Annotated in this window: 22 protein-coding genes; 15 read left to right on the top strand and 7 right to left on the bottom strand. The window is 63.1% G+C overall.

The window, feature by feature from the left end:
• Nucleotides 1–206, top strand: a 206-nt coding sequence (locus AWB70_RS39475) for a hypothetical protein (RefSeq protein WP_235024428.1), incomplete at its 5' end; no start/stop codon positions are given.
• A 260-nt stretch (nt 207–466) separates the two neighbouring features.
• Here the strand turns inward: AWB70_RS39475 and AWB70_RS36640 are convergent.
• Complete coding sequence (locus AWB70_RS36640; RefSeq protein ID WP_014192354.1) at nt 467–1,243, bottom strand: enoyl-CoA hydratase; 777 nt, start codon at nt 1,241–1,243, stop codon at nt 467–469.
• Nucleotides 1,244–1,379: 136 nt separating this feature from the next.
• On the opposite strand from AWB70_RS36640, the gene paaN reads away from it, so the two are divergent.
• The 4 genes from paaN to paaK all read left to right on the top strand — a co-directional run bounded on the left by paaN (nt 1,380) and on the right by paaK (nt 5,859).
• A complete protein-coding gene (paaN, locus tag AWB70_RS36635) occupies nt 1,380–3,089 on the top strand; it encodes a phenylacetic acid degradation protein PaaN (protein ID WP_053568827.1) in 1,710 nt (569 codons plus the stop codon).
• A 159-nt stretch (nt 3,090–3,248) separates the two neighbouring features.
• Nucleotides 3,249–4,040 carry a 2-(1,2-epoxy-1,2-dihydrophenyl)acetyl-CoA isomerase PaaG gene (gene paaG / locus AWB70_RS36630; RefSeq protein ID WP_053568828.1) on the top strand — a complete coding sequence of 264 codons (792 nt, stop codon included), beginning with the start codon at nt 3,249–3,251 and terminating at the stop codon, nt 4,038–4,040.
• 64 nt (nt 4,041–4,104) lie between these two features.
• Nucleotides 4,105–4,491: a hydroxyphenylacetyl-CoA thioesterase PaaI gene (gene paaI, locus AWB70_RS36625; RefSeq protein ID WP_231927744.1), complete on the top strand. Its 387-nt coding sequence runs from the start codon at nt 4,105–4,107 to the stop codon at nt 4,489–4,491.
• 69 nt (nt 4,492–4,560) lie between these two features.
• Nucleotides 4,561–5,859 (top strand): phenylacetate--CoA ligase PaaK, encoded by a 1,299-nt coding sequence (paaK, locus tag AWB70_RS36620; protein WP_014192358.1) that lies wholly within the window; start codon nt 4,561–4,563, stop codon nt 5,857–5,859.
• 61 nt (nt 5,860–5,920) lie between these two features.
• Here paaK and mltA read toward each other — a convergent pair whose 3' ends face one another.
• A complete protein-coding gene (gene mltA, locus AWB70_RS36615) occupies nt 5,921–7,084 on the bottom strand; it encodes an MltA domain-containing protein (RefSeq protein ID WP_053568829.1) in 1,164 nt (387 codons plus the stop codon).
• Between mltA and AWB70_RS39815 the strand changes: the two genes are divergently transcribed.
• On the top strand, nt 7,068–7,232 hold the full coding sequence (locus tag AWB70_RS39815; RefSeq protein ID WP_510183502.1) for a hypothetical protein: 165 nt from the start codon (nt 7,068–7,070) through the stop codon (nt 7,230–7,232). The genes mltA and AWB70_RS39815 overlap by 17 nt on opposite strands.
• A gap of 27 nt (nt 7,233–7,259) precedes the next feature.
• Here AWB70_RS39815 and apaG read toward each other — a convergent pair whose 3' ends face one another.
• The gene (gene apaG, locus AWB70_RS36610) at nt 7,260–7,634 is read right to left on the bottom strand and encodes a Co2+/Mg2+ efflux facilitator ApaG/CorD (protein WP_041730679.1); all 375 of its coding nucleotides are present in this window, start codon (nt 7,632–7,634) and stop codon (nt 7,260–7,262) included.
• Between the two features lie 213 nt (nt 7,635–7,847).
• On the opposite strand from apaG, the gene rpe reads away from it, so the two are divergent.
• From rpe to AWB70_RS36570, 8 genes are all read left to right on the top strand, one after another.
• A complete protein-coding gene (gene rpe, locus AWB70_RS36605) occupies nt 7,848–8,543 on the top strand; it encodes a ribulose-phosphate 3-epimerase (RefSeq protein WP_014192361.1) in 696 nt (231 codons plus the stop codon).
• A complete protein-coding gene (locus AWB70_RS36600) occupies nt 8,540–9,280 on the top strand; it encodes a phosphoglycolate phosphatase (RefSeq protein ID WP_053568830.1) in 741 nt (246 codons plus the stop codon). Before rpe ends, AWB70_RS36600 begins: the two co-directional genes overlap by 4 nt.
• Nucleotides 9,281–9,633: 353 nt before the next feature.
• Nucleotides 9,634–11,130 (top strand): anthranilate synthase component I, encoded by a 1,497-nt coding sequence (gene trpE / locus AWB70_RS36595; protein ID WP_041730681.1) that lies wholly within the window; start codon nt 9,634–9,636, stop codon nt 11,128–11,130.
• 12 nt (nt 11,131–11,142) lie between these two features.
• Nucleotides 11,143–11,727 (top strand): aminodeoxychorismate/anthranilate synthase component II, encoded by a 585-nt coding sequence (locus AWB70_RS36590; RefSeq protein WP_014192364.1) that lies wholly within the window; start codon nt 11,143–11,145, stop codon nt 11,725–11,727.
• Between the two features lie 2 nt (nt 11,728–11,729).
• Nucleotides 11,730–12,761 carry an anthranilate phosphoribosyltransferase gene (trpD, locus tag AWB70_RS36585; RefSeq protein ID WP_014192365.1) on the top strand — a complete coding sequence of 344 codons (1,032 nt, stop codon included), beginning with the start codon at nt 11,730–11,732 and terminating at the stop codon, nt 12,759–12,761.
• Between the two features lie 11 nt (nt 12,762–12,772).
• Nucleotides 12,773–13,558, top strand: coding sequence for an indole-3-glycerol phosphate synthase TrpC (trpC, locus tag AWB70_RS36580; protein WP_014192366.1), 786 nt, complete (start codon nt 12,773–12,775; stop codon nt 13,556–13,558).
• A gap of 21 nt (nt 13,559–13,579) precedes the next feature.
• Nucleotides 13,580–14,227 carry a CYTH domain-containing protein gene (locus AWB70_RS36575; protein WP_053568831.1) on the top strand — a complete coding sequence of 216 codons (648 nt, stop codon included), beginning with the start codon at nt 13,580–13,582 and terminating at the stop codon, nt 14,225–14,227.
• Nucleotides 14,228–14,229: 2 nt separating this feature from the next.
• On the top strand, nt 14,230–15,012 hold the full coding sequence (locus AWB70_RS36570; RefSeq protein ID WP_053568832.1) for a uracil-DNA glycosylase: 783 nt from the start codon (nt 14,230–14,232) through the stop codon (nt 15,010–15,012).
• Nucleotides 15,013–15,061: 49 nt separating this feature from the next.
• On the opposite strand, the gene AWB70_RS36565 is transcribed toward AWB70_RS36570, so the two are convergent.
• The 4 genes from AWB70_RS36565 to AWB70_RS36550 form a co-directional block, all read right to left on the bottom strand.
• Nucleotides 15,062–15,658, bottom strand: a complete 597-nt coding sequence (locus AWB70_RS36565) for an FMN-dependent NADH-azoreductase (RefSeq protein WP_014192369.1) — start codon at nt 15,656–15,658, stop codon at nt 15,062–15,064.
• Between the two features lie 144 nt (nt 15,659–15,802).
• Nucleotides 15,803–17,623 carry a M61 family metallopeptidase gene (locus tag AWB70_RS36560; RefSeq protein ID WP_235024427.1) on the bottom strand — a complete coding sequence of 607 codons (1,821 nt, stop codon included), beginning with the start codon at nt 17,621–17,623 and terminating at the stop codon, nt 15,803–15,805.
• A 157-nt stretch (nt 17,624–17,780) separates the two neighbouring features.
• Nucleotides 17,781–18,512 carry a DsbC family protein gene (locus AWB70_RS36555; RefSeq protein WP_041730684.1) on the bottom strand — a complete coding sequence of 244 codons (732 nt, stop codon included), beginning with the start codon at nt 18,510–18,512 and terminating at the stop codon, nt 17,781–17,783.
• 57 nt (nt 18,513–18,569) lie between these two features.
• Nucleotides 18,570–19,742 carry a UbiH/UbiF family hydroxylase gene (locus AWB70_RS36550; protein WP_053568833.1) on the bottom strand — a complete coding sequence of 391 codons (1,173 nt, stop codon included), beginning with the start codon at nt 19,740–19,742 and terminating at the stop codon, nt 18,570–18,572.
• A 200-nt stretch (nt 19,743–19,942) separates the two neighbouring features.
• On the opposite strand from AWB70_RS36550, the gene ychF reads away from it, so the two are divergent.
• Nucleotides 19,943–21,037 carry a redox-regulated ATPase YchF gene (gene ychF, locus AWB70_RS36545; protein WP_053568848.1) on the top strand — a complete coding sequence of 365 codons (1,095 nt, stop codon included), beginning with the start codon at nt 19,943–19,945 and terminating at the stop codon, nt 21,035–21,037.
• The last annotated feature ends 7 nt before the right edge of the window (nt 21,038–21,044 follow it).

Here is a 21,044-nt window from a genome sequence, read left to right as displayed (position 1 = left end):
AACTCTTCAGTTCAAACCTGTTACTGTTTTCGGTTCCGTTAAGAACCGGTCGCTCACTCAACGTACTGACGATGATTAATGTCCTAAGACAAAAACCTTCCTCTGATACTTCGTGTGAGACTCTTGATACTTTTGCTATGACTGATCCCGAAAGACCAGCCGCACTCGCTATCAAGCGCCCACACTTATCGGCTGTTAGTTTTTAAAGAGCACATCGCAAGACATCCAACCTCACCACCGTCTTGCGTCGCTGCGTTGTCTGCAGCAGAGAAACGAGATTATGAACACCGCCTCGGTTACTGTCAACAAGAATTTCGAAGTTTTCTCGCTGACTGACTGCGCCTCAAACCACCTGCAAGGCACACCACCGATGCCGCTCTCCCGCTCCCTTCGCGTTCATCGAATCGCGAAGGAACGGAATTCTAGTGAGTGAGATCCGCAAGCGCAAGCGCTTTCTCGATAGAAATCACCGATGCTTGAAAACAGGCTTGCGCTTCTCGACGAAGGCCGCCATGCCTTCCTTCTGATCCTCGGTGGCGAACAACGAATGGAACAGACGCCTCTCGAAATGCACGCCTTCCGCCAGCGTCGTCTCGTACGCGCGGTTGACGGCCTCCTTGGCCATCATCACGGCCGGCAAGGAGAATCCGGCGATGATCGTCGCGGCTTCGATGGCCTCATCGAGCAGACGATCCGCCCCGACGATGCGCGACACCAGTCCGGCGCGCTCGGCCTCGCTGGCATCCATCATCCGCGCGGTCAGACACATGTCCATCGCCTTGGCCTTCGAAACGGCGCGCGGCAGACGCTGCGTTCCGCCCGCACCCGGAATCACGCCGAGCTTGATCTCCGGCTGGCCGAATTTGGCGGTGTCGGCGGCGATGACGATGTCGCACATCATCGCAAGCTCGCAACCGCCGCCCAGCGCGAAGCCGGCCACCGCGGCAATGACCGGCTTGCGAATGGTGCGGATCGCCTCCCAGTTGCGCGTGATGTAGTCGCCCCGGTAGACATCCATATAGGAATAGCTCGCCATCATGCCGATGTCCGCCCCCGCGGCGAACGCCTTCTCGCTACCGGTCAACACGATCGCGCCGATGTTTTCGTCGGCGTCGAACGCCTTGAGCGCTGCACCCAGTTCGTCCATGAGCGCGTCGTTCAGTGCGTTGAGCGCTTTCGGGCGGTTGAGCGTGATGAGTCCAACCCGATCACGCGTTTCGACCAGCAGATTCTCGTAAGCCATTCACTCCCCCTCTCTACCCTCAGGTAAGCCCTAATGAAAAGACATCGTCACAGCATCTCGATAATGCTACCATCACCAACCAACCGGTCGGTTAATTATTAGGCCCGGCACCTTTTCCCCTACTCTTCTCGCGACCATGACACATCCGCTATTCACGAAGCACGAAGCGACGCTCGACAAAGCGCTCGCAGCCATCGAAACACGCGGCTACTGGAGCCCGTTTGCCGAAATGCCGAGTCCCAAAGTGTACGGGGAAACGGCCAATGCCGACGGCGAAGCCGCGTTCAAGGCGCACTTCGGCAAGACGTTCGAACTCGATCAGCCTTCGACGGGCGACACTGTCGGCAAGGAACGTTCGCCGTTCGGCATCGCGCTCGACATCCGCTACCCGAAAGCCGATCCCGACGCGCTCATCAAAGCTGCTGGCGCTGCGCAGGCTGGCTGGCGCGCCGCCGGCCCGAAGGCGTGGGTTGGCGTCAGTCTCGAAATCCTGTCGCGTCTGAATCGCGCCAGTTTCGAGATTGCCTACAGCGTCATGCATACGACCGGCCAGGCCTTCATGATGGCGTTCCAGGCCGGCGGCCCGCACGCGCAAGACCGTGCGCTCGAAGCCGTGGTCTACGCGTGGGACCAGTTGCGCCGCATCCCCGCTGAAGCTCACTGGGAAAAGCCGCAAGGCAAGAACCCGCCGCTCGCGATGCAAAAGCGCTTTGCCATCGTCCCGCGCGGCACCGGGCTCGTACTCGGCTGCTGCACGTTTCCGACGTGGAACGGCTATCCGGGCATGTTCGCCGATCTCGCGACCGGCAACGCCGTCATCGTCAAACCGCATCCGGGCGCGATCCTGCCGCTCGCCATCACCGTGCGCATCGCGCGTGATGTGCTTCGCGAAGCCGGTTTCGATCCGAACGTCGTCACCCTGCTCGCGACCGAACCCAACGACGGCGCACTCGTTCAGGAACTGGCCGTCCGTCCGGAAATCAAGCTGATCGACTTCACGGGCAGCACCCAAAACGGCAACTGGCTCGAACGCAATGCGCATCAGGCGCAGGTGTACACCGAGAAGGCGGGCGTGAATCAGATCGTCATCGATTCCGTGGACGACATGAAAGCCGCCGCGCGCAACATCGCCTTCTCGCTCGCGCTCTATTCCGGTCAGATGTGCACGGCGCCGCAGAATATCTACGTGCCGCGCGATGGCATCCGCACGGCCGAAGGCCATCTCAGTTTCGACGATGTCGCGAAATCCATCGCGGGCGCGGTCGGAAAGCTGGCATCCGATCCGGCGCGTGCCGTCGAACTCACGGGCGCGATTCAGAACGACGGAGTGGCGAGCCGCCTCGACGAAGCCCGGGCGCTCGGCGAGATCCTGCTCGATAGCCAGTCCCTCGCGCACCCGGCGTTTCCTGAAGCGCGCGTGCTTACGCCGCTCATTCTCAAGCTCGACGCGAAAACCGACGAAGCCAAGTTCACGAAGGAATGGTTCGGCCCGATTTCGTTCATCGTCGCCACCGACTCGACCGCACAATCGCTCGACCTCGCCGGCTCGATCGCGCGCACGCACGGCGCATTGACGTTCGGTGCCTACAGCACCGACGACAAGGTGATCGAAGCCGCGCACGAAGCGGCCATCGAGGGCGGCGTGGCTCTCTCGATCAATCTCACGGGCGGTGTGTTCGTCAATCAGACCGCAGCCTTCTCGGACTTCCACGGCACGGGTGCGAACCCGGCGGCGAACGCCGCGCTCTCCGACGCCGCTTTCGTCGCGAACCGCTTCCGCGTGGTGCAGAGCCGGGTCCATGTTGCGCCGATGGCCGCGCCGGCGGAAGCCGGCCAAACGGCATAAGCCAAAACGACGACGAGAGCACGAAGGGCGAAACGCCGTGCAAACGGCTTATGCCATTCGGCCGAATGGAAAGCAGTCCGCCGCGCGGCTAGTATCGGAAGGTAAAGAAACCGGTCGGCAGTAGCCGTCGCGGCTGGACTCGGCGACATAGGAGAAGCAATGACAGAGAAGTCCGTGTTGTTCCGCATCGATGGCGAGACGCGTGTCGCGACGCTCACGCTCAATCGTCCGGACAAGCTGAATAGCTTCACGCGCGCGATGCATCGCGAGTTGAACGAGGCGCTCACTGAAATCGAGGCCGGCAACGCGCGGGCGCTGGTCATTACTGGCGCGGGTCGCGGTTTCTGCGCGGGCCAGGATCTGGCGGATCTCGATTTCACGCCCGGCTCGATGTCGGATCTCGGCGATCTCATCGACGAGTTCTTCAATCCGCTGGTTCGCAGGCTGCAGGCCATGCGCCTGCCGATCATCGCAGCCGTAAACGGCACGGCCGCCGGCGCCGGCGCGAACCTCGCCATGGCGTGCGATCTCGTCGTCGCGGCGCGATCCGCGAGTTTCATTCAGGCATTCGTGAAGATCGGCCTCGTGCCCGACTCGGGCGGAACGTGGCTCTTGCCGCGCCGCGTCGGCGAGGCGCGCGCGCTCGGCCTCGCGCTGACAGGCGAAAAACTCAGCGCTGAAAAGGCGGAAGCCTGGGGAATCGTATGGCGCGTCGTCGAAGACGGCGAACTGCAGCAAGCGGCAGCGCAACTCGCCGCCCAACTCGCGCAACAGCCCGCGCGCGCCGTCATCGCGATCAAGCAGGCCATCCGCGCGAGCGCCAACAAGACGTTCGACCAGCAACTCGACCTCGAACGCGATCTGCAACGCGAACTGGGCGCGTCGCCCGACTACATCGAAGGCGTGGCCGCATTCAAGGAAAAGCGCGCGCCGCGCTTCGAAGGTCTGTGAGAATCAACTCAATCCGGAGACACCCGTGACGCCACAACAACTCGCGGAAGCCACGGCCAAGGCCATGTACGAATCCGACGCCTGCTCGCGCGCGCTCGGCATCGAATTGATCGAAGTGCGGCCGGGCTACGCGCGGCTGCAAATGGACGTTCGTCCGGACTTTCTCAACGGTCATGCGATTTGCCACGGCGGTCTCATGTTCACGCTGGCGGACTCCGCGTTCGCTTTCGCCTGCAACTCGTACAACATCAGCACCGTTGCGGCGGGCTGCTCGATCGAATTTCTGCGCCCCGTGCAAGGCGGCGACCGTCTGACCGCGGAAGCGATCGAGCAGACGTTGAGCGGGCGCACCGGCATTTACGATATCCGCGTGACGAACCGGGAGGGCGAAGCGGTCGCGATGTTCCGCGGCAAGTCCGCTCAGATTCGAGGCACCGTGATCCCCGCCTGACGGGCTCGTTCATATAACGGACGCGGCATGCAATGGCCGCGCCGAGAAGTCAGCATCAAGGAGACAGCAATGACCACACCGCTGCCGCTCGATCCGATCGAGAAGGCGAGCCGCGACGAACTCGCGGCGCTGCAGCTGGAGCGCCTCAAATGGTCGCTCAAACACGCCTATGACAATTCGCCGGTGTACCGGCGCAAGTTCGACGAAGCCGGCGTCCATCCGGATGAAGTCACGTCGCTTTCGGATCTGGCGCGCTTTCCCTTCACGACGAAGAAAGACCTGCGCGACAACTATCCCTTCGGCATGTTCGCGGTGCCGCAGGAGCGCGTCTCGCGCATTCACGCATCGTCCGGCACGACGGGCAAGCCGACGGTCGTCGGCTACACGACGCAGGATCTCGACAACTGGGCGAATCTCGTGGCGCGCTCCATTCGAGCCGCCGGTGCGCGCCGCGGCGACAAGGTCCACGTGAGCTATGGATACGGGCTTTTTACCGGCGGCCTCGGCGCGCACTATGGCGCGGAGCGTGCGGGGCTCACGGTCATTCCTTTCGGCGGCGGGCAGACCGAGAAGCAGGTGCAACTGATTCAGGACTTCCGGCCTGACATCATCATGGTCACGCCGAGCTACATGTTGTCTATCGCCGACGAACTGGAGCGTCAGGGTCTCGATCCGGCTGCCTGTTCGCTGCGGATCGGCATTTTTGGCGCGGAGCCGTGGACGAACGACATGCGACGCGCAATCGAAACGCGCATGGGCATCGACGCGGTCGATATCTACGGACTTTCGGAAGTGATGGGTCCGGGCGTCGCGTCGGAATGCGCGGAAACCAAGGACGGCCCGACGATCTGGGAGGATCACTTCTATCCGGAAATCATCGATCCGGAAACCGGCGAAGTGTTGCCTGACGGCGAATTCGGCGAGCTCGTCTTCACGTCGCTCACGAAGGAAGCGCTGCCGATCATCCGCTATCGCACGCGCGATCTGACGCGCCTTCTGCCCGGCACCGCGCGCACGATGCGCCGTATGGAAAAGATCACCGGCCGCTCAGACGACATGATGATCGTTCGCGGCGTCAACGTGTTCCCGACGCAGATCGAAGAATTGCTGCTGAAGCGTCCTGTGCTCGCGCCGCATTATCAGATCGTGCTCACGAAGGAAGGTCCGCTCGACGTTCTGACCCTGAACGTGGAACCTTGCCCGGAGTCGGCGCCCGATCTCGCCGCGCTCGACAGCGCGAAGGCCGCGCTCGCCTACGACATCAAGGCGTTGATCGGCGTAAGCGCCGTGGTGAACGTGCTTGCAGTGAACGGCATCGAACGTTCGGTCGGCAAGGCGCGGCGCGTGATCGACCGGCGCAATAAATAGCGTCAAAAAAAGCTCGCGGGCCTTGCGGGCCGCGAGCTTTTCGGAAAATCACCAGACCGAATCAGGAATTCGGCATCAATAGCCACATTCTGCCGCCCTGCTTCATGCGGCCTGCGAGATCGCCCGCATCGTCGCCGAGACCCCAGAAGTAGTCCGCGCGCACACCGCCCTTGATCGCGGAACCGGTGTCCTGCGCGAACACGAGACGGTTCATCGGCTGATTGCTGAGCGGACGCGTCGTCTGCAGGAACACCGGCGTGCCGAGCGGGATCGCCGACGGATCGACCGCGATCGAACGCTCGGGCGTCAACGGCACACCGAGCGCGCCCACCGGGCCATCGCCGAGACTTGCCGTCACCGTGTCGTTCGAGGGCATTTCGCGGAAAAACACGAAGCGCGGATTCACGTCGAGCAGCGCATCGACGCGCGCCGGGTTCGCCTTCGCCCATGCCTTGATGCCCTGCATCGTCGCCTGCGCGGGCGTCAGTTCGCCGCGATCGAGCAATTCCTTGCCGATCGATCGATACGGCTGATTGTTCGTACCGCCAAATCCGACGCGCATCACGCTGCCGTCTTCCATCGTGACGCGTCCCGAACCCTGCACCTGCAGGAAGAACGCTTCGATCGGATCGTCCACCCACACGAGTTCGTTGCCGTTCAAGACGCCCGAACGTTCGAGCTGCGCCCGCACGGGCAACGCCGAACCCGGCTTGTACTTGTACGGCCAACGATAAAGCGCGTACTGATATATGCCGTGACGCGTGCGCGAGCCGCGCAGAAGCGGCTCGTAATAGCCTGTCACGAGACCGTCGAGCGTGCCGTCGGTATTGGCGAGCTGAAATGGCGTGAAGTAAGTTTCGAAGAAGCTGCGCGCCGCCGACATGTCGAGGTCATCGAGCCGCAGGGCCGCCGCGCACGCCTTCTGCCAGTTGGTCTGACGCGCGAGCCGGCTGCAGTTCTGACGCAGCGCGGCCGTTGCGCCGATCAGCGAATCGTCCTGCCAGCCCGGCACCTGCTGCCAGCTTACCGCCGTCAGCCGTGACGCGGCACGCTGGCCGGTGGTAATCGGCGTGCCCGTCGCCGTGGCGGGGCCAGGCTTCACGTAGCTGCCGCCTCCGCACGAGGCCAGCAGGACAGCGGTTGCAATCGATGCGGCCCAGGCCGCCACACGCGCGGTCGGCCGCGCGAAACGCATACAATGCTCGTTCTTGATGGGAACCGCCATGTCTGATCTGTTCGACGAATATCCAATGCTTATTTTTGCGCTCGAGTCGCTCGTGGCGCTCGCCTTGCTGATTTTCATCGTCGTGTGGACGGCATCGGGCAAGAAGAAAAACCAAAACCGCTCGAACGATCCAGCCAATCGGCGCTGAGTTGCGCCGCGTGCCGCGGGTCTTCGCTCAGTGGAGCGTGCGCGGCATATGCAATGCAAATTCCGCTATGGGCGCTTCGAAGCGCTCGCCATCTTCCGCCACGCAGAAATACTCGCCGCGCATCGTGCCGACCGGCGTCGCGATCACGGCCCAGCTCGTGTATTCGAACTGCTCGCCCGGCGGCAAGAGCGGCTGATGTCCGACAACGCCGAGCCCCTTCACGTCCTGCACGTGATTGTTGCTGTCGGTGATGATCCAGTGCCGCGAAATCAGTTGCGCCGCGACCTGGCCGGTGTTGCGAATCGTCAGCGTGTAGGCGAACGCATACTGGCGGCTATCCGGGTCGGACTGTTCCGGCAAATACCGCGTCTCCACGGAAACGCTGAATTCGTACTGGCTCATCGTTGTTCCAATTCCCATTCGATTGGCCGCTGCGCCGGCTGACGCGGGCGCGCCGCTATTTCGTCTGGCATTCTGCTTGATGCAGGCCGCGCCCGCAACACGCTTGGCGGCCGGACGCCACATCCGCGCGCGCCCGTTGGCCGTTCGGACGAGCGACCCGATGTAAAAACGCGGGTTAAAATCACGGCTTTAGGCCGCTACCCGCATACGTCCATGGCGCAATTCCACATCGCTCCCAGCATCCTGTCCGCCGATTTCTCCCGCCTTGGCGAGGAAGTCCGCAACGTCGTCGCCGCTGGCGCCGACTGGATCCACTTCGACGTCATGGACAACCACTACGTGCCGAATCTCACGATCGGCCCGATGGTGTGCGAGGCCATCCGCCCGCACGTCGACGTTCCCATCGACGTGCATCTGATGGTGCGTCCGGTTGACCGCATCGTGCCCGATTTCGCGAAAGCCGGCGCCAATGTGATCAGTTTTCATCCGGAAGGGTCGGATCACATCGACCGCACGCTGTCGCTGATCCGCGATCACGGCTGCAAGGCGGGGCTGGTGTTCAATCCCGCGACGCCGCTCAATTATCTGGATCACGTGATGGACAAGGTCGATCTCGTGCTGATCATGTCGGTCAACCCGGGTTTCGGCGGACAGTCGTTCATTCCCGAAGCGCTCAACAAGCTGCGCGAGGCGCGTGCGCGCATCAACGCGTATCGCGATCGCACGGGCCGCGAGATCCATCTCGAAGTCGACGGCGGCGTGAAGGTCGACAACATCGCGGAAATCGCGGCGGCCGGCGCCGACTCGTTCGTCGCCGGCTCGGCCATTTTCGGGAAGCCTGACTACAAGCAGGTTATCGACGCGATGCGCGCGGAACTGGCGAAAGCCGAATCGGGAGCGAAAGCATGAGCGAGATCGCAGCGGCGCAGCCGCCGTTCGTCAACCGTCCGATCCGCGCGGCGATCATCGATCTCGACGGCACCATGGTCGATACCGCGGACGATTTCGTCGCCGCGCTGAACGCCATGCTCGCGCGCATCGGCATCGAACAGCACGTCACGCGCGAAGAAGTCACGGACTATGTCGGCAAGGGCTCGGAAAATCTGATTCGCAGCGTGCTGGCGGTGCGCCTGTCGCCGTCGCAGGCGGCGGCGCAGTTCGACGACGCGCTCGCTATCTATCAGAGCGAATACGCGAAGGTCAACGGCAAGCATTCGGCGCTCTTTCCCGAAGTAAAGGAAGGCCTCGTCGCGATGCGCGAAAGCGGCATCGCGCTTGCGTGCGTGACCAACAAGCCGCATCGGTTCGCCGTGGAGTTGCTCGCGCACTTCGGCATCGCGGATTTCTTCAAGGTGATTCTGGGCGGCGACTCCCTTCCCGCGAAGAAGCCCGATCCGCTGCCCATGCTCACCGCATGCGAACGGCTGGACGTATTGCCGCGCGAAACGGTGGCGGTCGGCGATTCGGAGAACGATGCGCTCGCGGGGCGTGCGGCAGGACTCGCAACCTTGACGGTTCCGTACGGTTACAACCATGGGAAGCCTGTACAGTCGGTGAAATCCGATGGTATAGTTTCCTCGCTGCGCACTGCAGCACTGGCGATTGCCGCCACATTGGCGCCGCCGGACACCACACTGACTGAATAAGTCCATTCACATGTTTCTCAACAGAAAACGGAGTCTGAGCAGCATCGACCGGGGAGCCTGGCCCTGGCGTCGCTGGTCGCGCTAACCTCGCCCGAGGTGCGCTGAAGCCATCTTCCGATCGCGCTTCAGCATCCGTTTTTTGTTTCGCTGCGCATCTCTCTGCGCCGTTTCCGTCGAATCGCAACCCGTCGAGCTTCGCTCGTGCGTGCGCCGCTCCGTCTCAGGTCAGCCGCTGATCTGAAGCGGCGAGGCCTTCGTGTGCGATCATCACGGGATACGGCCGACCGCAGCGTCCCCAGCTCTCCCCGATGCCGCGCCGCCCAAGAACGCGCGTGTCGATAAAGGATCGCAACATGACCGAACTCGAATTCCAATCGCTGGCGAACGAAGGCTACAACCGCATTCCGCTCATTGCCGAAGCCCTCGCCGACCTCGAAACGCCGCTCTCGCTGTATCTCAAGCTCGCGCAAACCGAGCGCAATGGCGCCAACTCGTTTCTGCTCGAATCCGTCGTGGGCGGCGAGCGCTTCGGGCGCTACTCGTTCATCGGCTTGCCGGCGCGCACGATCGTCAGCGTGCAGAACGGCAAGTCGCAGGTGCTCACGGACGGCAACGTCGTCGAAACGGACGAAGGCGATCCGCTCGCGTTCATCGAGCGCTATCAAAAGCGCTTCAAGGTCGCGACGCGGCCCGGCCTGCCGCGTTTTTGCGGCGGTCTCGCCGGTTATTTCGGCTACGACGCCGTGCGCTATATCGAGAAGAAGCTCGCGCACACCGCGCCGCCCGACGATCTCAATCTTCCCGATATCCAGTTGCTGCTCACGGAAGAAGTCGCGGTCATCGACAATCTCGCGGGCAAGCTCTATCTGATCGTCTACGCCGATCCGACGAAACCCGAAGCATATGCCAAGGCGAAGCATCGTCTGCGCGAACTGCGCGCGCGTCTGCGCGTGACGGTGCAGCCGCCGGTGACCTCGTCGAGCGTGCGCACCGAGACGTTCCGCGAGTTCAAGAAGGACGACTATCTGAACGCCGTGCGCAAGGCGAAGGAATACATTGCCGCCGGCGAGCTAATGCAGGTGCAGGTCGGTCAGCGCCTCATCAAGCCGTTCCGCGACAATCCGCTCTCGCTGTATCGCGCGCTGCGTTCGCTAAATCCGTCGCCGTACATGTACTACTACAACTTCGGCGGCGACGTTCACGTGGTCGGCGCATCGCCGGAAATTCTCGTGCGGCAGGAAAAGCGCGCCGAAGATCGCATCGTGACGATCCGCCCGCTCGCCGGCACGCGTCCGCGCGGCAATACGCCGGAACGCGACGCGGAACTTGCCACCGAACTGCTGAACGATCCGAAGGAAGTTGCCGAGCACGTGATGCTGATCGACCTCGCGCGCAACGACGTGGGCCGCATCGCGCAGACGGGTTCGGTTTCGGTGACGGACAAAATGATCATCGAAAAGTATTCGCACGTTCAGCACATCGTGAGTTCGGTCGAAGGCAAGCTTAAGGACGGCATGAGCAACTTCGACGTGCTGCGCGCGACGTTCCCGGCCGGCACGCTGTCCGGCGCGCCGAAGGTGCGCGCGATGGAACTGATCGACGAACTGGAGCCGGTCAAGCGCGGACTGTACGGCGGCGCAGTCGGCTATCTCTCGTTCAGCGGCGAAATGGACTTGGCCATCGCGATCCGCACCGGCCTCATCCACAAGGGCAATCTCTACGTTCAGGCAGCGGCGGGCGTCGTGGCCGACTCCGTGCCGGAATCCGAATGGCAAGAAACCGAGAATAAAGCGCGCGCCGTGCTGCGCGCCGCCGAGCAAGTGCAAGACGGCCTCGACAGCGACTTCTGAGGAGACAAGACCATGCTGCTGATGATCGACAACTACGATTCCTTCACCTACAACCTGGTCCAGTACTTCGGCGAGCTCGGCTGCGACGTGCACACGTATCGCAACGACGAAATCACGCTCGATGACATCGCGAAGCTGAATCCCGAGCGCATTTGTCTTTCGCCCGGACCGAGCAATCCACAGCACGCGGGCATCACGCTCGACGTGCTGCGCGAGTTCTCCGGCAAGCTGCCGATTCTCGGCGTGTGCCTCGGCCATCAGGCGATCGGCGAAGCCTTCGGCGGCCGCGTCGTGCGCGCGCAGACCATCATGCACGGCAAGGTGAGCCAGATCGAAACCGACTGTAAAGGCGTGTTCTCCGATCTGCCCAAACACTTCAACGTCACGCGCTATCACTCGCTCGCAATCGAGCGCGAGTCTTTGCCTGACTGTCTCGAAGTGTCCGCGTGGACGCCGGACGGTGAAATCATGGGTGTTCGTCACCGTGAACTGGAAGTGGAAGGCGTGCAGTTCCATCCGGAATCGATTCTTTCCGAGCATGGCCACGCGCTGCTCGAAAACTTCGTCAAGAACACCACGACCGGAAAGCGAGCGTAAACATGATCACCGCACAGGAAGCGCTGCAGCGCACGATCGAGCATCGCGAAATCTTCCACGACGAAATGCTGCACTTGATGCGCCAGATCATGCGCGGCGAGATGTCGCCCGTGATGGCCGCCGCGATCATCACCGGCTTGCGCGTCAAGAAGGAAACCATCGGCGAGATCGCCGCGGCCGCCACCGTGATGCGCGAGTTCGCGAATCATGTCGAAGTCGAGGACAACTCGAATTTCGTCGATATCGTCGGAACGGGCGGCGACGGCTCGCATACGTTCAACATTTCCACCGCGTCGATGTTCGTGGCGGCGGCGGCGGGCGCGAAGGTCGCGAAGCACGGCAATCGCGGCGTGTCGAGCAAATCCGGCAGCGCGGACGTGCTCGAAGCGCTCGGCGTCAACATCGATCTGACACCGGAACAAGTGGCTGCGTCGATTGCCGAAACTGGCATGGGCTTCATGTTTGCGCCGAATCATCATCCGGCGATGAAGAACATCGCGCCGGTGCGCCGCGAACTCGGCGTGCGCACCATCTTCAATATCCTCGGGCCGCTCACGAACCCGGCGGGCGCGCCGAATCAGCTTCAGGGCGTGTTCCACGAAGATCTGGTCGGCATACAGGTGCGCGTGATGCAGCGCCTCGGCGCGAAACACGTGCTCGTCGTGTACGGCAAGGACGGCATGGACGAAGTCTCGCTCGGCGCGGCCACCAAGGTCGGCGAGCTGAAGAACGGTGAAGTCACGGAGTATGAGATTCACCCCGAGGACTTCGGCCTGCAGATGGTGTCGAATCGCACGCTGAAAGTACAGGACGCGCAGGAATCAAAGGCCATGCTGCTCGGCGCGCTGAACAACAAGGCGGGCGTCGCGCGCGAAATCGTCACATTGAATGCGGGCACGGCGCTTTATGCCGCGGATGTCGTCGATACGATCGAAGCCGGCATGGCCGCCGCGCGCGAAGCGATCGAAAGCGGCGCGGCGCGCGAGAAGATCGACGTGCTCGTGAAATTCACGCAGCAATTCGCGAAGAAATAACGGAAGCTAACATGAGTGACATTCTGGATCGCATCATCGCGGTCAAGCGCGATGAAATTCGGGCCGCGGAGCAAAGCGCGCCGCTCGAAGAGCTGAAGCTCGAAGCCAGTTCGCGCGACCTGCGCGATTTCGTCGGCGCGTTGCGCGCGAAGCATGCGGCCAATCAGGCCGCCGTCATCGCGGAAGTGAAGAAAGCGAGCCCGTCGAAGGGCGTGCTGCGCGAGCATTTCGTGCCCGCCGACATCGCGCGTTCGTACGAAAAGGGCGGCGCCGCCTGTCTTTCCGTGCTCACCGACGTGCAGTTCTTCAAAGGCAGCGTCGCGTATCTGGAGGAAGCGCGCGCCGCGTGCAGCCTGCCGGTGCTGCGCAAGGACTTCATCATCGATCCGTATCAGATCATCGAGGCGCGCGCGATGGGCGCGGACTGCATCCTGCTGATCGCTGCCGCGCTCGAACTCTCGCAAATGCAGGATCTCGAAGCCTATGCGCATTCGCTCGGCCTCGCGGTGCTGGTCGAAGTGCACGACGCCGACGAACTGCGCGACGCGCTCACGCTCAAGACGCCGCTCATCGGCATCAACAATCGCAACCTGCGCACCTTCGAAACGACGATCGAGACGACCATCGGCATGCTGGAAAGCGTTCCGGACGACCGCATCGTCGTGACGGAGTCGGGCATTCTGTCGCGTGTCGATGTCGACCGGCTGCGCGCCATGCGCGTGCACTCGTTCCTCGTCGGCGAGGCGTTCATGCGCGCCGACGATCCGGGCGCCGAGCTTGCGCGCATGTTCTTCTGAATTCATCGAAAGGACCGTATTTTGGGTATCGAACGGGAACTCAAGCTCGCGCTCGCGCCGTCGCAGCACGACGACATCGCGCGCTTCTTCGACGAACGCACCGGCGCGGGCAAGCCGATCGAGCTCGCCAACGTCTATTTCGATACGCCGGACTGCGCGCTCGCGAAGGCGAAAGCCGCGCTGCGCCTGCGCCGCACGCCGGATGAATGGCTGCAGACGTACAAGACGCTCGGCAAGACGGTGGGCGGCCTGAGCAGCAGGCACGAGTGGGAATTGCCGGTCGCGGGCGAGGCGCTCGACATCGACGCGCTGCTCGCCGCCTGCGAAAGCGAGGATGCGTGCGACGCGCTGGAACGCGCCGCGCCGGATCTCATCGCGCTCTTCAAGACGAACGTTCGCCGCATCGTGTGGGATATCGAACGCGAGGGCTCGCAGATCGAAGTGGCGCTGGATCTCGGCGAGATCACCGCCGAAGTCGACGGCAAGACGCGTCGTGCGGAAATCAGCGAACTCGAACTGGAACTGAAATCGGGCGAAGAGAGCGCGCTCTCGATGCTCGCGGCGGAACTGCGCGGCGCGTTCCCCGAACTCACGCCCGAAGATCAGAGCAAGGCGCAGCGCGGCTATCTGCTGCGCGAGCAGCCCGCCGGCAAGACACGCGACGCCTGAGCATGAGCCGACAGCCTTCCCTCTTCGCGGATAACGAAGCCGCAAGCGCACCGTCGAACGTTCCGACGCTCGAAAGCCAGTTCGACGCCCTACCCGCCGACTGGCGCAAGCATCTGAAGCCGTTCATCGGCGGCACGCATTACGCGGCGCTGTGCGCATTCGTCGATGCCGAGCGCGCCGCCGGCAAAACGGTCTATCCCGCCGATGTCTTTCGCGCGCTGCGTCTCACGAAGCCCGCCGACGTCAAAGTCGTGATTCTCGGCCAGGACCCGTATCACGGCGAGGACAAAGGCGCGCCGCAAGCGCACGGACTCGCGTTTTCGGTGCCCGCGCCGGTGCGCCCGCCGCCGTCGCTGCGCAATATCTTCAAGGAAATTCACGCGAGCCTGGGCTTTCCCGCGCCCGCGCACGGTTGTCTCGATTCGTGGGCGAAGCAAGGCGTGCTGCTGCTCAACACGTCGCTGACCGTCGAGCGCGACAAGGCGGGAAGCCATGCGAAGCGCGGCTGGGAGCAATGCACCGATACGCTCATCCACGAAATGGCGATGCGTCACGACGGGCTCGTGTTCATGCTCTGGGGCGCGCACGCGCAAGCGAAGCGCGCGCTGATCGATGGAACCGCGAAATCGCATTGCGTGCTCGAGGCGGCGCATCCGTCCCCGCTGTCGGCGTATCGCGGATTCTTCGGTTGCGGACATTTCGCGCTCGCGAACGACTATCTGACGAAATGCGGCCGCGAACCGATCGACTGGCGCTTGCCCGCCGCGCCCGAATTGCTGGCGTAGAAACGCAAAAAACCCCGCCACGCGGGGTTTTTTGCTGGAACGGAACCGCTTAAACCGCCGCGATCGCCTCACGCGCCGACGCCAGCGCCGCGCCTGCCGCTTCCGGCCCCATGTTCAGGCCTTCGGCGTAGATGAAGTTCACGTCGGTCATGCCGAGGAAGCCGAGGAACGTCTTGAGGAAAGGCGTTTGCGAATCGTTCGGGGTACCCGCGTACTTGCCACCGCGCGCCGACACGACATGCACCTTCTTGCCCTTTACGAGACCTTCCGGGCCGTTCGCCGTGTAGCTGAACGTGATGCCGGCACGTGCGATCCAGTCGAAATACGTTTTCAGTTGCGACGAAATGCCGAAGTTGTAAAGCGGCGCGGCGATCACGACGATATCCGCAGCTTGCAGCTCGGCGATCAGCGCTTCGCTCTTCGCGTTGATCGCGGCTTGTTCCGCCGTGCGCTGATCGGCCGGCGTGAAGAACGCGCCGAGCGTGGCGTCGTCCAGGTGCGGGATCGCGTCGCCCAGCAGATTGCGCACGACCACCTTCGAGCCCGGATTGCTTTGTTGCAGTTTCGCGGTCAGTTCGTCGGCGAGCAGCGTCGATTGAGCGCCTTGCGAACGGGCGGCGGAGTTGATTTGCAGAATCGTCGTCATGATGGCTTCCTATCTCTGTGAGGTTTCGGGCGCCTCAGGCGTCCGGCTTAGGAAGCATTCTTCTCATTTCGACCCTCGGGAAAAAGCCATCCGATTGTGACGGATCGTTGCACTGGTGGAACAATCCGCCACGCTCTTTCGGCTTCAGCCTTTCAGCCAGCGCTCGCGCCATTGTTTCGACGGCCCGCGCCCGTCGATGGCCGTGAGCGCATAACGCGCGATTTCAGGTCCGTCGAGCTTCAGTTCGGTGCGGCGCAGTTCGTCGCGGCGGAAGGCATGCACTTCCACCTTCGCGCCCGGCACGTAGCGCGACAGCAGCGCGTCGAGATTCGAGCCGGTGACGCGCAGCCCGTCGATCGCAACGAGCACGTCGCCCGCCGACAATCCCGCCTTCTGCGCCGCGCTGCCCTCGTGGACGACCGCCAGCGTGCAATCCGCGCCGCCGCGCACGCGCGCGCCGAGCGTGGGTTTCAGCGACGCGCCGTTGCCCGGCAGGTCCGGTGCGAGCGCGATGCCGAACGGCTCGAACAATGCGTCGAGCGGCAAATCGCGCGTGCCGCGCACGCCTTCGCGGAAAAGCGAGCGCAGGTCCGCGCCCGTCGCTTCGGCGAAAAGCGCCTCGATGTCTTCCTCCCGCACGCCGCGCGGCTTGCCATGATAAAAATCGCGGCCGTAGCGCTGCCACAGAAGGCGCATCACGTCGTCGAGCGATTTGCGGTTGTCCGTCTGGGCGCGAATCGAAAGATCGAACGCGAGCGCGACGAGCGAGCCCTTCTGGTAATAGCTGACGATCGCGTTCGGCGCGTTTTCGTCGGCGCGGTAGTACTTCACCCACGCGTCGAACGAACTCTGCGCGACGGATTGCTTGAGCCGCCCGCTGCCGCGCAGAACACCGCCGATCGTCTTCCCAACCAGGCTGAAGTAATCGCCCGCCGATATCAGGCCGCTGCGCACGAGCATCAGATCGTCGTAGTACGACGTGAAGCCTTCGAAGAGCCACAGCAGCGTCGTGTAATTTTCCTGCGACAGATCGTAGGGCGCGAACGCCGCCGGCTTGATGCGCTTCACGTTCCACGTATGGAAATACTCATGGCTGCACAGGCCGAGATAGGTCCGATAACCGTCGGTCATTTCCGGCCGGCCCTGCACCGGAAGATCCGTGCGATTGCAGATCAGCGCCGTCGATGCGCGATGCTCCAGGCCGCCGTAGCCATCGCTCACGGCGACGGTCATGAACACGTAGCGGTCCATCGGCGCTTTCTTCGTGCGCGGCTCGAAAAGCGCAATCTGCGCTTCGCACACGCGCTTGAGATCCGCCGCGAGACGGTTCATGTCGAGATTGACCACGCGCCCCGAGATCACGATGTCGTGCTTCACGCCATGCGCGTTGAAGCTGCCGAGCGCGAATTCGCCGAGCGTGACGGGATGATCGGCGAGTTCGTCGTAGTTCGCCGCTTCATACGCGCCGAAGCCGTAGCGCTTCGTGCCGCGCGCTTCCGGCAAGGCGGTGGCGACGCGCCAGTTGCGGTACGCGCCGCCCTGCGGCGGCTGGATATCGACGATGCATGGCGCGCCCGATTGCCCTTCCACGGCGAGGAACGTGCTCGTGGCGTTGAAGAAGCCGACGGTATCGTCGAGATGCGCGGCACGCACCGACATGTCCCACGCGTAGACCTCGTAGCGCAGCGTGATCGGGCCTTCGGTTGCCGCGGCCTGCCACGCGTGCTTGTCGATTTTTTCGATGGCGATCTTGCGGCCGGCCGCGTTGAACGCCTGCAGCGTCACGATATTGCGCGCGAACTCGCGGATCATGTAGCTGCCCGGAATCCAGACCGGCAGCATGAAACGCTGGCCGGCGGGATCGGGCTCGGCGACCGTCAGCGTCACTTCGAAGAGATGCGCGGCGGGATTTTTCGGAACGATGCTGTAGCGCACGGGCTGCGCGGCTTGCATGAGCGATGTCATCTCGATGTCCTTGTTCTTGTTCTGGATGCGCGCTCGAGAATGAACATGAATGAGCGCGTCCGGCGCCTTGCTTCTTTACGCTGCGCTTTCGCAAAAGCAAGGCCGTAAAAACAGAGAAGGCGCATGACGCGCCTCCCTTCCTCGTTTCGCCTCGCGCTCAGCGCACGGCGGACAGTTCTTTTTCGAGCCGGTCGGCGGGCACGGCGCCCGGCAGACGCCGGCCATCGGCGAGAAACACGGTCGGCGTGCCGGTGACGTTCATCGAGCGGCCAAGCTTCAGATTCTTGTCGATGGCGGTCGTGTCGCACGATGCCGCCATGCTCGGCGCCTTGTGATCGAGCATCCAGCTTTCCCACGTCATGCCGCGATCCTTCGAGCACCAGATCGACTTCGACTTGGCCGTCGAATCGGGCGAGAGCACCGGATACAGGAAGGTGTAGACGGTCACGTTGTCGATGGACTTCAGCGTCGATTCGAGCTGCTTGCAGTACGGGCAATTCGGATCGGAAAACACCGCGATCTTGCGGCTGCCGTTGCCCTTCACGACTTTCACCGCGTTTTCGAGCGGCAGCTTCGCGAAATCGATCTTGTTGGTTTCCGCGAGCCGCGCTTCGGTGAGATTCCGGCTGCTGCGCGTATCGACGAGATCGCCAATCAGCACGTAGTTGCCGGTCGCATCGCTATAGACGATCTGCGAGCCGAGATTCACTTCGTAGAGGCCCGGAATCTCGGTCTTCTGGATGCTCTTGACGGTGGCGTCGCCCATGCGCGATTCCAGCGTCGATTTGAGTTTGTCGGTGGTCTGGTCGGCCTGCGCCGAGCAGCCCAGGCCGAGCGTCACGGCGAATGCGGCGGCCGTCGCGAGGGCAAAGCGGGAAATGGTTTTCATGCGGTTTCCTGTGGGTCGCTATGTTTCGCGCGGCGTCGCGCCCGCGAGTGTGTGTTTTCAGCCAAGCGCCGCCGACACGAGCCAGCGCTTGACGAGCGGCTGCGCGCCGACGAACGCCATGCCCGTGTTGCGGACCGCGCGCGCGAGCGTGCCCGGCACGGCGAAGAGACGCTGCAGGCCATCGGTTGCGAACATGAGCTTCTGAATGTCTTCGCGGCGCGCGCGTTCGTAGCGGCGCAGCAAAATGGGATCGCCAAGATCGCGGAACGACTCCTTGTTCGCGATGACATCCGCGAGCGCGGCGACGTCGCGCAAGCCGAGGTTCATGCCCTGCCCCGCGAGCGGATGAATCAGGTGAGCGGCATCGCCGACGAGCGCGACGCGCGGCGCGACCAGCTTGTCGACCGTCTGCAGCCCGAGCGGAAAGCCCTGCGCGGGCGTGACGCAGTCGAGCGTGCCGAGCATGTTTTGCGTCGCGTGCTCGACTTGCGCGGCGAGTTGCGCGGGATCGAGCGCGAGCAGTTCGTCCGCGTGCTCCGTGCGCGCCGACCAGACGAGCGACACGTGATCGCCCGGCAACGGCAGCAGCGCGATGATTTCGGTGTCGCGAAACCATTGGTACGCCGTCTCGCCGTGCGGCTTTTCGACCTTGAAATTCGCGACGACGCCCGTTTGCCGGTAATCGCGCCGGTTCATCTTCGCGCCCATTTGCGCGCGCACCCAGGAATGCGCGCCGTCCGCGCCGATGATCAGATCCGTTTCGAGCATCTCGCCGCTTGCGAGCGCAACGTGCGCCGCGTCGGACTCGACCGTCATGCCCTGCGCGCGCGATTCGAACCACGAGAGGCTCGGCTGAAAGCGCAGCGCGGTATCGAGCGATTGCTCGATCAGCGACGATTCCACGATCCACGCGAGCTGCGGCACCGACGCCTGGAACGCCGAGAAATGCAGTTCCGCGTGGGCGTCGCCGAACACCCGCATGTCGAAGACGGGCCCGAGACGCGAGCGATCGAGCGCTTGCCAGACGCGCAGTCGTTCCAGCAGCGTCTGCGAACTCGACGACAGCGCGTAGATGCGCGAATCGAACGCGGCACCCGCCGGCAGGCCGGCCGCGCGCGATGCGACGAGCGCGGTGCGCAGCCCGGATTGCGCGAGCGCGAGCGCGGCCGTCTTGCCGACGAGCCCGCCACCGACGACCACGGCGTGAAATTTAAGGGGATGCGGAGTCATGCGGGCATTATAGCCGTGGGGGTCGGACGGGATTGGCGGCGGCGGGCGACGCTTGCGCGCCTATGCGCGGCGGTACAATAACGGTTTGCCTGGCCGCGGGACGCGGCCGCCGCATGGGCGGAAGTTTTTGCCGGCCCATCGCGCACCATTTTGACGAAACCCGCGCGGCGCAGCGCCGTGACACCAGTTCGAAGGATTCCATGAGCCTCCAATGCGGCATCGTCGGCTTGCCTAACGTCGGCAAGTCCACGCTTTTCAATGCTTTGACCAAGGCGGGCATCGCCGCCGAGAATTATCCGTTCTGCACGATCGAGCCGAATGTCGGCGTGGTCGAAGTGCCGGACGCGCGTCTGACCGCGCTGGCCGAGATCGTGAAGCCTGAGCGCATTCTGCCGGCGGTGGTCGAATTCGTCGATATCGCGGGTCTGGTCGCGGGCGCGTCGAAGGGTGAAGGCCTCGGCAACCAGTTCCTCGCGAACATCCGCGAGACGGATGCGATCACGCACGTCGTGCGCTGCTTCGAAGATGAGAACGTGATCCACGTCGCGGGCAAGATCGACCCGATCGCGGATATCGAAGTCATCAACACCGAACTCGCGCTCGCCGATCTCGCGACCGTCGAGAAGGCGTACACGCGTTATTCGAAGGCGGCGAAGTCGGGCAACGACAAGGAAGCCGCCAAGCTCGTCGCCGTGCTCGAAAAAGTGCGCGCGCAACTCGACCAGGCGAAGCCGGTTCGCGGTCTTTCGCTCTCCGACGAAGAGCAGTTGACGATCAAGCCGCTTTGCCTGATCACGTCGAAGCCGACGATGTACGTCGCGAACGTGAAGGACGACGGCTTCCAGAACAATCCGTATCTCGACGCGGTGCGCAAGCATGCGGAAGCGGAGAATGCGCCGGTGGTCGCGGTGTGCGCGGCGATCGAAGCGGAAATCGCCGATCTCGACGATGCCGACAAGCAGGATTTCCTCGCCGATATGGGCATGGACGAGCCGGGTCTGAACCGCGTGATTCGCGCGGGTTTCAAGCTGCTCGGGCTACAGACGTATTTCACGGCGGGCGTGAAGGAAGTGCGCGCGTGGACGATTCATATCGGCGATACCGCGCCGCAGGCGGCCGGTGCGATTCATACGGACTTCGAGCGCGGGTTTATTCGCGCGCAGACGATTTCGTTCGATGACTATGTCGCGTATAAGGGTGAGCAAGGGGCGAAGGAAGCCGGGAAGATGCGGGCGGAAGGGAAGGAATATGTCGTGCATGACGGGGATGTCATGAACTTCTTGTTCAACGTTTAAGCGTCAA

Origin of the sequence: Caballeronia cordobensis (genome assembly GCF_001544575.2) — a bacterium.
Taxonomy (GTDB): domain Bacteria; phylum Pseudomonadota; class Gammaproteobacteria; order Burkholderiales; family Burkholderiaceae; genus Caballeronia; species Caballeronia cordobensis.
The sequence above is the reverse complement of the archived record's forward strand: the minus strand, read 5'-3'. Positions and strand labels throughout refer to the sequence as shown.